This is a genomic window from Sphingobacterium thermophilum, from assembly GCF_039541675.1.
In the GTDB taxonomy this organism is placed as follows: domain Bacteria; phylum Bacteroidota; class Bacteroidia; order Sphingobacteriales; family Sphingobacteriaceae; genus Sphingobacterium; species Sphingobacterium thermophilum.
Window position 1 is genome coordinate 294965 of sequence record NZ_BAABGR010000035.1, and the last position, 14621, is coordinate 309585.

The following is a 14621-nucleotide window of genomic DNA, read 5'->3' on the forward strand; positions in this document are numbered from 1 at the left end:
TTTTTTATCTACAAAGATTAGTCTAAAGGATTTTCCTTGAGGTATTTTTCCCAAGCCCATGCCGATGCCATCATCTCATCGATACCAAGCTCTGCTTTCCAGCCTAACTCACGGTTAGATTTGCTGACATCTCCCCACACTTTTACTACATCCCCTTCACGTCTAGGACCAAATTCATATTTCAGCTTCTGTCCCGAAGCCTTCTCAAATGCCGCAATAGCCTCCAATACCGAATAGCCGTTGCCCGTCCCTACATTGAAAACATCATACTTACCATTCGGATTTCCCTTCTCCAGTAGTTTGATTGCCGCTACATGAGCTTTGGCAAGGTCTACCACGTGAATATAGTCTCGTATACAAGAACCATCAGGCGTATCGTAATCATTACCGAATACGGTGAGCTTCTCCCTTTTACCTATAGCTGTTTGGGTGATGAAAGGCAACAGATTCTGAGGAACACCATTTGGCAGCTCTCCTATTAATGCCGAAGGATGCGCCCCTACCGGATTGAAATAGCGTAATGCGATAATATGGTAGTTGTCATAAGCACTCGCCGTATCCTGAAGAATCTCCTCAGCAATCTGCTTGGTATTACCGTAAGGCGATGTAGCCTTCTTCACCGGTGCCGATTCCGTAACAGGCAAAACGTCCGGCTCGCCATACACCGTACAGCTGGATGAAAATACAAAGTTCACATTTTTTCCTCGATAAGCATTCAATAGATTAATCAATGAGAAAAAATTATTGTGATAATATTTCAAAGGATCTTGAACAGATTCTCCCACAGCCTTCGACGCCGCAAAATGAATAATACCTTGTATGTCTGGATTAGCTTGGACAAAAGCATTTACCTTCTCCGCATCACATAGATCAAATTGATGAAACTCCGGCTTTACACCTATAATCTTTTCAATCTGATCTAGAATTTTAATGTTGGAGTTGGATAGGTTGTCGATGATCACCGGTTTATATCCAGCGTTGTGTAACTCTACTACAGTATGAGAACCAATATAGCCTGTTCCCCCTGTAACCAAAATTCTGCTCATAATTTTAACGTTTATGCTCGTAAATAGTTTTGAAATAGTCTATAGTCTTTTGTAACCCCTCTTCACGTGAAACTTTAGGCTCCCACCCCAAGATATTTTTCGCTAGAGTTATGCTAGGCCGACGCTGCTTGGGGTCATCCTCCGGCAAGGCCTGAAAAACAACCTTGGACTTACTTCCAGTAAGCCGAATAATATCACTCACTAAGGTGTTGAGGCTGATCTCATCCGGATTACCTATATTCACAGGAAAGCAATAGTCCGCAAACAGCAAACGGAAGATACCTTCTACCTGGTCTGTGATATAGCAAAACGAACGTGTCTGCGTGCCATCACCAAAAACAGTAATATCTTCCCCCCGCAAGGCCTGGCCGATAAAGGTCGGCAGCGCTCTTCCATCATTAGGACGCATACGCGGCCCATACGTATTAAAAATGCGTACAATACGGGTGTCCAAACCATGAAAGTTGTGATACGCCATGGTCATCGCCTCCAGAAAACGCTTAGCTTCATCATATACGCCTCTCGGCCCTACAGGGTTTACATTGCCCCAATAATCCTCTGACTGTGGCGATACCAATGGATCCCCATACACCTCAGAAGTGGAAGCTACCAAGATTCGGGCTCTTTTCTCCTTGGCTAGCCCCAGCAGGTTGTGTGTACCCAATGAGCCTACCTTCAGTGTCTGAATTGGAACTCTAAGATAATCTACCGGGCTTGCGGGCGAAGCAAAATGAAGTATATAATCCAAACGTCCCGGCACATGCACAAACTTGGTCACATCATGATGGAAAAATTCAAAATTAGGAAGATGAAACAAGTGCTGTATGTTCTCTATGCTCCCCGTAACCAAGTTATCCATCGCAATCACATGAAAATCCTCCTCCAAAAAGCGGTCACAAAGATGGGAGCCTAAGAACCCTGCAGCTCCTGTGATTAATATGCGCTTGCGATTACTAGTTTGCACCGTAACTCCGTTTAGAAAAGGTTTAAATTTTTATCTTTGACGAAGATAAGTATTATTTTAGAATATGCGATTATTATACGACCTTGGTGTTTGGTTATATGGCAAGATTTTATGGATAATTTCGCCATTTCACCGCAAGGCCAAACTCTGGGTTCAAGGCCGAAAAGATATTTTCAAAGCCATCCAAGAGCAGATAGACCCTAACCAACAATATATCTGGTTTCATTTTGCTTCGCTGGGAGAGTTTGAGCAAGGGCGTTCGGTACTCGAAAAGATCCGCATCAAATACCCTTCCGAAAAAATTGTTATCACCTTTTTCTCCCCATCGGGATATGAGATACGCAAAAACACGCCTCTGGCGGACCACGTGTTCTATCTGCCTGAGGACACAGCGAAAAATGCCCGTCAATTTATAGAACTTATCCGACCAAAATTTGCCGTATTTACCAAATACGAATATTGGCATCACTATTTTGTCGAATTAAAGAAAAGAAATATCAAGCTGTTGATGATTTCGGCTATATTTAGGGAAGAGCAGATTTTCTTCAAGCCGTATGGAGACTTTTTCAGGGATATACTACGCAATGTGACCTATTTCTTCGCACAGAATATGGATACTGTCCATATGTTGAAGTGGATAAATATCACCAATGCCGGCCTTGCAGGAGATACACGCTTTGACCGGGTACTTGAACTTCCTATGCAGCATAAGCCCATATCCGAAGTGGAACGCTTTTGTCGGGAGCATAGAGTCCTTGTCGCAGGCAGTACTTGGAAACCTGACGAAGAGCTTCTTAAAAAGCTGCATGACGACTTTAACGCTTGGAAGTTTATCATAGCTCCCCACGAAATCCATGATACCCATATTCAGAACATCGTAGAACTGTTTGATGGACAGGTGCTTCTCTTCTCCAATTTCAGAAATTACTCACCTGAAGAAATACATGCTCGACGAGTCTTACTCATCGACAATATAGGTATGCTTTCATCCCTTTACCATTATGGTGACATCACCTATGTAGGAGGAGGGTTCGGTGTGGGTATACACAACACATTAGAAGCTGCAACTTATGGAAAACCTGTAATTTTCGGACCTAAGTACGCGAAATTCCAAGAGGCAGTAGACTTAGTAACTCTTATGGCTGGATTTTCAATTTCCAATTATAAACAGCTGAAAACGGTATTTGAAGCTCTTCAAAATAAAGATAAGCTGCAAGAATGTGGTGCTGCCGCAAAAAAATACGTACAGCAACGAGCGGGAGCCACCCAAATTATCATGAAATATCTTGAAACGGAAAAGCTCTTGCAATAAAAAAGCCATCTCCTAGAGATGGCTTATCAAAAACTAAGAAAATAAAAATTGGACTCTGAAATTTCTTAATAGTAGGTATAGCGTCTCACCCCTGCCACATGTCGCGCTAAACGCATCACCTGGTGCGTATATCCATACTCATTATCGTACCATACATAGAGGACCACATTATTTCCGTCCGGAGCTACGATGGTCGCCGGAGCGTCATACACCGAAGCTGCCGTAGTGCCTATAATATCTGAAGACACTAACTCCTCGCTTGTAGAATATTTAATCTGCTCAGTAAGACGACCGTCCAATGCTGCCGCTTTCACAAGCCCGTTTAATTCTTCCAATGACGTTTTCTTCTTCAGCTGTAGATGCAAGATAGCTAAAGAACCGTTGGGCACCGGAACACGGATGGCGTTAGAAGTAAGCTTTCCGGACAAATCTGGCAACACCTTGGCCACAGCCCCACCAGCTCCCGTCTCCGTGATAACCATATTGAGGGCAGCAGCACGACCACGACGGGATTTTTTGTGCATATTATCCACCAAGTTTTGATCATTGGTGTACGAATGGATAGTCTCTATATGTCCCTGCTTAATCCCAATAGCATTATGTATCACATCCAATATCGGAGAGATGGCATTGGTTGTACAGGAGGCTGCAGAAAATATACTCTCATTTTCCGTGTCTATCATATCGTTGTTCACCCCATACACAATGTTTGGAACACCTTTACCTGGTGCTGTCAACAATACTTGGGAAGCACCTTTTGAAGCAAGGTGACGTGACAACTGTTCTTTATCACGGAATGCGCCTGTGTTGTCTATGACCAAAGCATTCTGAATACCATACTTCGTGTAATCTATCTCTTCTGGTGTCGAAGCTGAAATTACATAGACTGTAACACCGTTAATTATAAGGGCTCTCTTTTCTTCATCTATAGTTACCGTTCCTTCGAATTCTCCGTGTATAGAATCGTTTTGAAGAAGAGCAGCTCTTTTCGTTAAAGTCTTTTTGTCAATATTATCACGTGTCACGATAGCTCGCAACCTCAAAGTATGGCCTGCCCCTACTTTAGTGATAAGCTCACGCGCCAACAATCGACCTATACGTCCAAACCCATATAATACCACATCACGAGGATCAAATTCGCGATGTTCTTTGGCAGACACCAGCTCCTTCTTTATAAAATAACGGAGCTGTTCTTCTTCAATATCTTGTTCACGAATTTTTAAGGCCAGCTTACCGATATCTATACGCGACGGCGCAAGATGTAAGCTCTGCATGATTTCGGCAACCTGCAATGTAGAGAAAATGCTGATAGGCTTACCTGCAATACCTTTGGACTCCTCATGCAAGTTGAGCACTTTGCTTACACGACGGTCCATCAACTGATTTCGGAAGAAAACCAACTCTATGGAATGATTCACCCACAAATCACTGACAATTTTGATGAGTTTTACAGCAGCATTTTGCTGATTTTTATAACTTCTGATTTCGGACTCAAAAGTCGGTTGTTGTATCATAATTTCTTAGGTTATTATGACACAAACTTATGTATATTCCTCATTATTAACCTATTGATATTTCATTTTTAATATTTTTTCATCTACCTTATAGTAACCTTTTATCAGATTAAAAAATTTAACCCCATTCCTTTGTCAAATCATTAAAAAAAACAGCTTTTGTCGAAAAATAAAAAAGCTAAAATTCAGCTGTATGTAGCTAAATTTTAGCCTTTGATAATTCTTTCCAGCTAAAAATTATTCTTCTACCATAAACAATTCGGAAGCAATATGGTCTGCCATCAACTTTCCTTTTGTCGTAGCACATAGATACCTGCCTTCTTTGAGCTCCACTTCTTCCCGTTCGATAAATGGATTAATGTCTCGTAGTAGGTGAGAAACACAACTTTCTCCAAAATCAGTTTTCACTTTATCGATATCTATTCCCCACATCGTTCGTAGGGACGTCATCACATATTCATTGAATCGGTCCTTTGTTTGCAGATATTCTGTTTCCTGAAAATCCTTGCCCTCACTTACGGCTTCTATATATTTGGCATTGTTGGCTATATTCCATGAACGGCTTTCTCCATTGAAGGAATGTGCTGATGGTCCTATGCCTAGATAATGTTTTCCTTTCCAATAGTTAGTATTATGACGTGCATACATACCGTTTTTTGCAAAGTTAGAAATCTCATAATGCTCATAGCCGGCCATCGTGAGTGTATCAATGAGCATCAGCATCTGTTCAGCACTCTGGACATCGCTCATGGGTGGAGTTTTGCCCTCCTTGACAAAGTGTGCCAAGGCTGTCTTCTTTTCTACCGTCATCGCATAAGAAGAGATATGCGGCACCTGCATGATGATAAGTTGTTGGAGGTTGTACTTCCACTTTTCGTCCGTCAGCAAAGGATATCCATAGATAAGATCGCACGTAATATTCTCGAAGCCGGCATCCTGAACTCTCTTAATAGAAGCATCGGCCTCCTGTGCATTGTGAGCTCGGTTCATCCAACGTAAGTCCTCCTCAAAGAATGACTGAATACCTATAGAAAAACGGTTGATGGGAGTATCGCGCAACGAACGAACTTTCTCTGCGGTCAGGTCATCTGGATTGGCTTCCAACGTAATTTCCGCATCATCACTGATATCAAAATACTTGGAAACCTGGTCGATAAGTTTTGATATCTGCTGACTTTCCAGCAATGAAGGCGTCCCTCCCCCAAAATACAGACTATACAATTTCTTTTCTTGTAAGTAGTCAGCCCTCCGTACAAGTTCCGTTTGCAAGACCTCCAGCATCTCATCCTTATATTTCAAGGATGTGCTAAAATGGAAATCACAATAGTGACAGGCCTGCTTACAAAATGGAATATGAAAGTATATCATCCGTTGTCCTCCGTTTCGGACAAAGATAGAGAAAGCATGTTTCAATTAGGCTTCAAAAACTGTTGGAAAACCAATTGTTCTCAAAAATCACTATTTATCTAAACAAAATATTAAGATAAACTGTTCTATATGGTACTACCTAGTATGAAAAACATGATAAATAAGAAATGCTTATGAAAGAGTTTTTAGTATGTGTTGCCATGATACTGTGCATGATATTTCTATATCTCATGGTTTCAGTATTAGAATCCACAAGTCCTCAACAAAGACTTACCAATAATAATTCAATACCTTTAGAGTTGGAATCACTTAATCCATAAAAAATAAGCGGATTTTAAATCCGCTTATTTTACTATTTTATGGTTGTCGGATGACTCAATATCTGCCAGTCGAAGCGTTGGGTCTATCCACACTTTAGCCACCTCCTTGCTCGCCGTAAAAGAGTAGGTAGGTTTTGTCCAGAACCAATCTTCCAATACGGTACGTTTCACTCCTGCATAGATATCATAATTTTCTGCCGGCTTTTCGCCTCTCATCTCACGCAAAGGGATGTAAAACAACTCCTTACTTCCATCCTTGTATTCTACTAGGATATCCAAAGGCATCGCGAAATCCGATTTGTTGCGAATGATTATTTCTTTTCCGGCAATGGTGTCAATAGCGTAATCGATTTTACGTGTGGTGTTGATAAATAAGTTGAAATACCATTTCAGGTTGATTCCTGACACATCCTCAGCTACGCGCTTGAAATCATTAGGGGTCGGATGTTTAAACTTCCAAAGCTCATAGAACTTCAAAAATGTCTTCTCAAGATTCTCTTTTCCGATAATATAGCCTAGCTGTTCGGCCATTACTGCACCCTTGTTATACGCCGCATTCGAATAAGCATAGTTGGTATTGTAATAGTCGGCCAAAAGGCTCATCGGCTCTTCCTTCCCTGAAAGGGCTAAACGATAGTAGCCGCGATATGGTTCCATAATAGGATTAGTAGGGATAGCTCCTTTTCTTTCAAAGATGTGATGCATAGCCAACTCTTCCACATAAGAAGTAAACCCTTCGTCAAACCACTCATCCACAGTCTCATTAATACCGAAAAGGTGTTGATACCACGAGTGTGCAGCCTCATGAAAAATCACATTAACAAGACTTTTCAGGTTACGATTGCCTGTAATCAAGGTTGCAGTACCATACTCCATACCACCATCCCCTCCTTGCACTATGGTATAGGTAGGCCAAGGATAAGCACCGAAGCGGCTTGAAGCAAAATCGAAAAATTCTGCTGCAAAGCCCAACGCTTGTTTCCAGTTGTTTTCAATCTCCTTATTGGCAGGTATAAATACCGTATAAATTTTAACTCCACCTTTGGAAGTTGTAGAGTCTACTACAAATTTTGGATCCGCTGCCCATGCAAAGTCATGGATATTATGAGCTTTAAAGTGCCATGTAGCCTTGTTTTGTGCGTTAGTCTTTATTTTGGCATTTTTCATATAGCCTTTCACCTCTGAAGGGTTTTGTAAGACGCCAGATCCGCCGATAACATAATCTTTATGGATATGGATCGTCACATCGAAATCGCCAAAAGGGGCGACAAACTCTCGGCCTACATACTCATCCAAATGCCATCCAAAATCATCGAAATGCGCCATCTTAGGATACCACTGCGTCATCGAAAGGGCTACACCTTCTCTGGAATTACGACCACTTCTTCGAATCTGCTCTGGAACCTGTGCTTTCCACTCCATCTCAAAGGTCGTCTTGCTACCGTCGGCAATAGGCTGTGGAAGCTCTACTTCCAAGATGGTCCCATCCACTTTGAATTGTGCCGGCACACCATTTACTTTCAGCGTCGATATCTTCTGATAGCCTATCTGTTCAGGAGTAAGCGTAGAAATGCGGCTCTGATAGACCGGCTTTTCCTTAGTTCCTATATTTTTGGTCATACGGGAATCCGGATCGGCAATGGATATCAAACGGTTATCCATCATACTCCCCGGCTGAAAAGCATTGAAATACAGATGAAAATAAACTTTAGATAATGATCGACCGGAATTGTTGCCATATTCCAAGGTCATCTTGCCATCATACTGATAGCTTTTCTCGTCTACATCAATATCCATCGTATACTTTACATCCTGTTGCCAATAGCCCTTGCGCTGTCCCAAAGCTATTCCGGATAAAACCATTAAAAAGAGTAATGCGTAATATCTCATATTTAGAATACTAAATTGTTCTATAACTAAATTAGGGATTAATCGCCGCAAGACGATAAATCCCTATTATTTTGTTACAATATAATCGGATTTGACCTATTGAAGATGTCCTTATTTTCCTTTCAGGAAATAACGCTCTTGAAACTTAAACTGAGGCGTCATCCAGTACATCAACACAACTCTGGAATAACGATAGTTGAAAGGCGCCAAGATTAAGGAAACAGCTACCGCTACCGAAAGATACAACCATGGAGACTCTAGATTGCCGGTAAGAATATAGGTACCTACACATGCTGTCACCAGCTCAGCCACCACAAAAGCATAACTCACATACATAGCCGCATAAAAATATCCAGGCTCTTTCTCAAATTTCAAATCGCAATGCGGACAAGTGTCATACATCTTCTTCGACTTGAAACTCAATAAAGGGGCTCTGAACATGTTGCCGGTACGACATCTAGGACACTTGCCATCCACAGCACTCTTCCACTCACTTGGTATGGTATATTTTGTTGACATAGTAAACGTTTTTCTATATATGATTTATTAACTTTTTTCTGAACTCTTCAGGGGTAACCCCTACTGCCTTTTTAAAAAACTTTGTAAAATACGAATTATCGTTAAAATTTAGCTCATATGCGATCTCAGCCACAGAATAATCTTTGATGACAAGGAGTCTTTTGGCTTCCAAAATCACACGGTCGCGAATGATCTCCCCTGCCGACTGACCTAATAACTCCTTACATAATGCATTTAAATGGTTCGGTGTGATATACAGCAATGCTGCATATTCTTTTGGCAATCGTAAGGATTTAAAGTTAGATTCTATAAGATTTAGAAAATTGCGCAGCAAAGTGTGGTTGTAAACACTAGACTCCGTACTGAAAGAAGAAATCCGCTGCCTGTTCAAAAGCTGGAAAAGATACAGCAATGAGGCTTTAATGAAAGAAACATCACCTCTATACTGCAGTATACGGTCTAATATCTCTGTCACTAGATTACGGTCTTCCTCCTCTATCACAAAAACGCCATCTCTCACCAAACCCGAGAAAAAAGGAAACATCATCAGATAATCGGACCGCAACAACACATCCTTAAACAAATCCTTGTGAAAGTTTACCACATATCCATCCATGTTTTCGCCAAACTCCCACGTATGAATCTGCCCCGGAGACATGAAATAAATCTGCCAAGGCTCTACCTCAAAGCGTTCAAAGTCTATAGTATGGCTCCCTCCCCCCTTCGTAAACAAAACGAAGTGGTAAAAATTATGGCGATGCGGAAAGACTAAATTCTTATTCCTATCTAGATAATGTGCCAAGCTTTCAATCATAAACTCTTGATTAAAGCCATCAGACACAACACATTGCTCTATTACAGGAACTTTTGCCATCGTTCACAAAGATACTTCTAAAACTTAACTCTATATGGTACTATTAGCATATTTAATGGTACTTTTTACGGATAAGTAAATTATACCATTACGTTACGTAACAATAGGAATAAATTAACCTTCTTTTCCTAACTTTATAGCATGTCATTACATAAAGACCCGGAACTTAAAGAAGCTATATTGAATCTTCCTCCTAAAGAAAAGGACAAGCTGCTGGTACGCCTTATCAGTAAAGATAAGATGCTCATGAAGCAACTCCACTTTCAGCTTCTCGAAAACGAATACGACCTAGAAGACCGGATTAATACGCTGAGGGAAAAACTTAGCTCCCTGCTCACCCCAGAAAAGTCGGGAGTGAAAAATGTTCCCCTGTACTCCAATTATCGTACTCTAACTACTCTGTTGCGACAGGCTAGTGGCATGATCAACGAACATGAAAAAATCACGAAAGACAAGTTTAGTGAAGTAGAATTTAGACTCTTGATTCTTGAGTTGGCTTTTTCTTATTATCCCGCCCTATTTCAGAATAGCTATGTAGCTGCCTCCGATAAACTTCGCCGCTACGTGTCGGCACGCCTGAAGACAACCTTGAGCAAGTACGACAAACTACACGAAGATTTACAGTTTGACCTCAAAGAAAGCTATGACAAAGTAGTAAGCTTTTCCGAAGCTCATCAGCTCCTCTAAACATTTTCCTACCTTTTTCACCGCCTTTAAATCTCGCTAGATTTATTTACCGATAAGAGAGCGGGATTTACCGATTTTCGAGACAAATTAGTCGAAAAGCCATTCTCTTGGCCTCTGCTGCGCTATAACTTTGTCATATCAAAACATCAGAAAACATTAAACATTATAAACATTAAAGTCATGAAAAGAAAAATAACAACAATCGCAGCAGTAATCATCGCTTTAGTAGCTTCTGTATATAGTGCCAATGCTAACGTAAAACCTTACAAAGACCTAAACAATAAAGAAGTCCTCTTTAGCTATGTCAGTGCTTCCATCCTAGGTAGTGACATGTATAACAAAATCATGTTCGCCGACGATTTCGAATACAGAAATACAGCTAATGACGACAAACACGACAAAAAATCGTATCTGAAGTACCTGAAATCTTTGAAAGACAACAAATTCGATTGCGAGCAAACGATAGAAATCCTCGACCAGACGGGTAACACTACCATTGGAAAAGTAACTATGGAGTTCCCGACCTTCAAACGCGTAGACTATGTTACCTTAGTACAGTCTGAGGAAGGATGGAAAATTAAAAATGTTACCACAACTTACCCTTTATAACTGAGTAATTTTTGTTTCATTAAACTCGGCCTGCCCACAAAGCAGGCCTTCTTTTTAGATAGCAACCCTATCCCTCTCCTCGCTCCATGCCGTTTTCTTGAAAGTCTATCCAAAAAGCACTGACCCTAAAGCCATAATTTTACTAACTTTGCATCAAAACATTGGGAGTTAAGTGAATATTCAAGAAATCTTATCATATTACGGTCAAACCACACAAGTCTCTTCGCTTGTAAAGGCTATTCAAGGTAAAAATCCTAAAATTCAACTCAAAGGGCTAATAGGCTCTTCAGATGCTTTGGTGGCTGCTGCCTCCTATCAGCTGCAGGAGCGTCCCTACCTTTTCATCCTTCCTACACATGAAGATGCTGCCTATTTTCAATCCGACTTGGAAAGTGCCTTCGAAAAGCAGGTGTTGTTTTTTCCATCATCCTATCGCAAGCCTTTCGACTTCACTCAGCTGGACAGCACACATGTGCTGCAGCGTGCCGAAACGCTAAGCGCTTTGAACCACACCTCCGAGCTACCAAAAATGGTTGTTACCTATCCCGAAGCTGTAGCCGAGAAGGTCATCAACAGGAAGGACCTAGAGAAAAACACGCTTACCATTACGCAAAACACAAAACTCAGCATAGACTTCATAAACGAATTCCTCTACGAATATGACTTCGAAAGGGTGGATTTCGTTTATGAGCCAGGACAGTTTGCTATACGTGGTGGTATCGTAGACATCTTCTCTTTCTCTAATGACTTACCATACCGAATAGAATTTTTTGGGGATGAAATAGAAAGCATACGTACCTTCGATATAGAAAGCCAACTCTCAGTAGGCAAAATCCATACAGTGACCATCGTTCCCAATGTTCAGGCAAAGTTTTTGGCAAACAACCATATTTCACTGTTGGAATATATTGACCGCAATTCGGTAATATGGATTAAAGATGTCCAGTTTACGCTAGATATCCTCCGTGAAGGATACAAAAAAGCCTCCCAACTATGGAAAGCGTTATCCGAAGAGGATATAAAAAACAATCCAGAATGGATTGATCCAAGATTTACATTTACAGACGACAAAAATTTCGGAGCCATGCTGTTCGACTTCCCTAATGTGGAGTTCGGAAAGCAGTTCTTCTTTAAGGCTGACGAAATAATAACGTTCGACATACGTCCTCAGCCTTCGTTCAACAAGGATTTCAACCTCCTTATCCACAACTTCAAGGAAAACGAAAGCAAAGGCGTGAAGAACCTCATCTTTTCGGACTCTTCAAAACAAATCGAACGTATCTTCGCCATCTTGGAAGATTTAGATTCGTCTGTGGTATTTACCCCTGTTTACAAAGCCTTGCGGGAAGGATTCCGCGACGACACAATAAAACTGGCCTGCTACACAGACCATCAGATTTTCGACAGATATTACAAATACAAAAGAATAAAAACTTACGAGCGTTCGCAAGCTATCACCCTCAAGGAGCTTCGAGACCTCAAGCCCGGCGACTATATCACCCATATAGATCATGGTGTAGGTAAATATGCGGGGCTGGAAAAGGTAGACGTCAACGGCAAAACCCAAGAGATGATACGTCTCGTATATGCCGACAACGACTTACTCTACGTCAACATCAACTCACTCAACCGTATTTCTAAATATTCTGGCAAGGAAGGTACTGTCCCTAAGCTGAACAAGCTGGGCACTGACACCTGGGAAAAGCTGAAGAAAACAACCAAGAAAAAGGTAAAAGATATTGCTCGTGACCTTATCAAACTTTATGCTCTTCGCAAAGCACAGACAGGAAATGCCTTCAGCCCCGATACCTACCTTCAGAAAGAATTGGAAGCTTCCTTTATCTACGAAGACACACCGGATCAGGAGAAAGCTACCAACGACGTCAAACGTGACATGGAGTCTCCTCATCCTATGGACAGGCTGGTCTGTGGTGACGTAGGCTTCGGCAAGACGGAAATAGCCATTCGTGCCGCATTCAAGGCTGTCGCCGACAGCAAACAGGTTGCCGTGCTAGTGCCTACTACCATCTTAGCTTTGCAACACTACCGCACCTTCTCCGAACGTCTTAAAGGTTTTCCCGTAAACATAGACTATGTAAACCGTTTTAAGACTAGCAAACAGATTAAAGAAACTCTGAAAAAACTGGAAGAAGGCAAAATAGACATCATCATAGGTACCCATCGGCTGGTAAGCAAGGACGTAAAATTTAAAGACCTAGGACTGATGATTATCGACGAAGAGCAAAAATTTGGAGTTTCGGTGAAAGAAAAGCTGAAAGTGATGCGCGCCAATGTCGATGCACTGACTCTGACCGCAACACCTATTCCACGCACCTTGCATTTCTCGCTGATGGGAGCTCGCGACCTCAGCATCATCTCTACGCCCCCACCAAACCGACAGCCTGTACAGACAGAACTTCACGTGTTCAACGAAAAGCTAATCCAAGAGGCTGTAACTTTTGAGCTGGACCGCGGTGGACAAGTATTTTTCATCCACAACCGTGTTGCAGACCTGCAGCAGCTGGGAGCATTAATCAGAAAGTTGGTACCTCACGCTCGCGTAGGTGTCGCCCACGGACAGCTCGAAGGAGATGATCTAGAAGATGTAATGTTAAAATTTATCAACCATGATTTTGATGTGTTGGTAGCCACCACTATCATTGAAGCGGGGCTGGACATCCCTAACGCCAACACCATCATCATCAACCAAGCCCACATGTTCGGACTCAGCGACCTTCATCAGATGCGGGGCCGCGTAGGACGATCCAATAAAAAAGCATTCTGCTACCTGCTGAGCCCTCCGCTATCAACACTTACTCCGGAAGCATACAAACGCCTTTCAGCCATCGAAGAATTCTCCGAATTAGGATCAGGATTCAACGTAGCGATGCGCGACCTAGACATCCGCGGCTCAGGAAACTTGTTGGGGGCAGAACAATCCGGCTTCATTGCCGAGATAGGTTTTGAGATGTACAACAAAATTCTGGATGAAGCGGTACAGGAATTGAAAGAAGAAGAGTTCAGCGACCTCTTTGACGAAGACAAAAACCGAAAATATGTTTCTTTCACACAGATAGATACGGATTTGGAGGTCTTGATTCCAGATGAATATGTCACCAACATCACAGAACGTTACAATCTATACAACGAAATAGCCAAACTGGAAAACGAAGAGCAGCTTACTGCTTTTGAGAAAGCTCTGGAAGACCGCTTCGGTCCTATTCCTCCTCAAGTGTATGAACTCTTTAATACCTTGCGTCTGCAGTGGTTAGGAAAGACTATAGGCTTCGAGAAGATATCTTTCAAAAAGCAGACATTAAAAGGATATTTCGTCAACAATCCGAAGTCCTCTTATTTCGAGTCTGAACAGTTCGGAAAAGTATTAGCCTTTGTTGGAGCCAATCCGGCTATCTGCAACCTCAAAGAGGTTAAAGGACAACTTAGACTGGCCATCAGCAACGTAAATACCATCGACTACGCATTGCATCTACTCAAACAGATGATATAAAAAAGGCGTC

11 protein-coding genes are annotated in these 14621 nt (G+C 41.7%); 4 read left to right on the forward strand and 7 right to left on the reverse strand.

Going from position 1 to position 14621, the window contains the following annotated elements; all coding sequences use genetic code 11:
• Positions 1-17: 17 nt before the first annotated feature.
• Positions 18-1046: a UDP-glucose 4-epimerase GalE gene (gene galE / locus ABD873_RS12030; protein WP_345068637.1), complete on the reverse strand. Its 1029-nt coding sequence runs from the start codon at positions 1044-1046 to the stop codon at positions 18-20.
• Positions 1047-1050: 4 nt separating this feature from the next.
• A complete protein-coding gene (locus ABD873_RS12035) occupies positions 1051-2010 on the reverse strand; it encodes a UDP-glucuronic acid decarboxylase family protein (RefSeq protein WP_345068640.1) in 960 nt (319 codons plus the stop codon).
• 64 nt (positions 2011-2074) lie between these two features.
• Here ABD873_RS12035 and ABD873_RS12040 point away from each other — a divergent pair, with 64 nt between their 5' ends.
• Entirely contained in the window at positions 2075-3322 is a 1248-nt protein-coding gene (locus ABD873_RS12040; protein ID WP_345068642.1) for a 3-deoxy-D-manno-octulosonic acid transferase, read from the forward strand.
• Positions 3323-3387: 65 nt separating this feature from the next.
• Here ABD873_RS12040 and ABD873_RS12045 read toward each other — a convergent pair whose 3' ends face one another.
• The 5 genes from ABD873_RS12045 to ABD873_RS12065 all read right to left on the reverse strand — a co-directional run bounded on the left by ABD873_RS12045 (position 3388) and on the right by ABD873_RS12065 (position 9807).
• Complete coding sequence (locus ABD873_RS12045; protein ID WP_345068645.1) at positions 3388-4836, reverse strand: glyceraldehyde-3-phosphate dehydrogenase; 1449 nt, start codon at positions 4834-4836, stop codon at positions 3388-3390.
• A gap of 237 nt (positions 4837-5073) precedes the next feature.
• Entirely contained in the window at positions 5074-6204 is a 1131-nt protein-coding gene (gene hemW, locus ABD873_RS12050; protein ID WP_345068647.1) for a radical SAM family heme chaperone HemW, read from the reverse strand.
• Positions 6205-6548: 344 nt separating this feature from the next.
• Positions 6549-8414 carry a M1 family metallopeptidase gene (locus tag ABD873_RS12055; RefSeq protein WP_345068649.1) on the reverse strand — a complete coding sequence of 622 codons (1866 nt, stop codon included), beginning with the start codon at positions 8412-8414 and terminating at the stop codon, positions 6549-6551.
• Between the two features lie 111 nt (positions 8415-8525).
• Entirely contained in the window at positions 8526-8933 is a 408-nt protein-coding gene (locus ABD873_RS12060) for a DUF983 domain-containing protein (RefSeq protein WP_039054230.1), read from the reverse strand.
• A 13-nt stretch (positions 8934-8946) separates the two neighbouring features.
• On the reverse strand, positions 8947-9807 hold the full coding sequence (locus ABD873_RS12065) for a helix-turn-helix domain-containing protein (protein WP_345068653.1): 861 nt from the start codon (positions 9805-9807) through the stop codon (positions 8947-8949).
• A gap of 141 nt (positions 9808-9948) precedes the next feature.
• Between ABD873_RS12065 and ABD873_RS12070 the strand changes: the two genes are divergently transcribed.
• The 3 genes from ABD873_RS12070 (at position 9949) to mfd (ending at position 14611) form a co-directional block, all read left to right on the forward strand.
• The gene (locus ABD873_RS12070) at positions 9949-10494 is read left to right on the forward strand and encodes a hypothetical protein (protein ID WP_052259000.1); all 546 of its coding nucleotides are present in this window, start codon (positions 9949-9951) and stop codon (positions 10492-10494) included.
• 180 nt (positions 10495-10674) lie between these two features.
• Positions 10675-11103: a nuclear transport factor 2 family protein gene (locus ABD873_RS12075; protein WP_039054231.1), complete on the forward strand. Its 429-nt coding sequence runs from the start codon at positions 10675-10677 to the stop codon at positions 11101-11103.
• A gap of 172 nt (positions 11104-11275) precedes the next feature.
• Complete coding sequence (mfd, locus tag ABD873_RS12080; RefSeq protein ID WP_345068656.1) at positions 11276-14611, forward strand: transcription-repair coupling factor; 3336 nt, start codon at positions 11276-11278, stop codon at positions 14609-14611.
• The last annotated feature ends 10 nt before the right edge of the window (positions 14612-14621 follow it).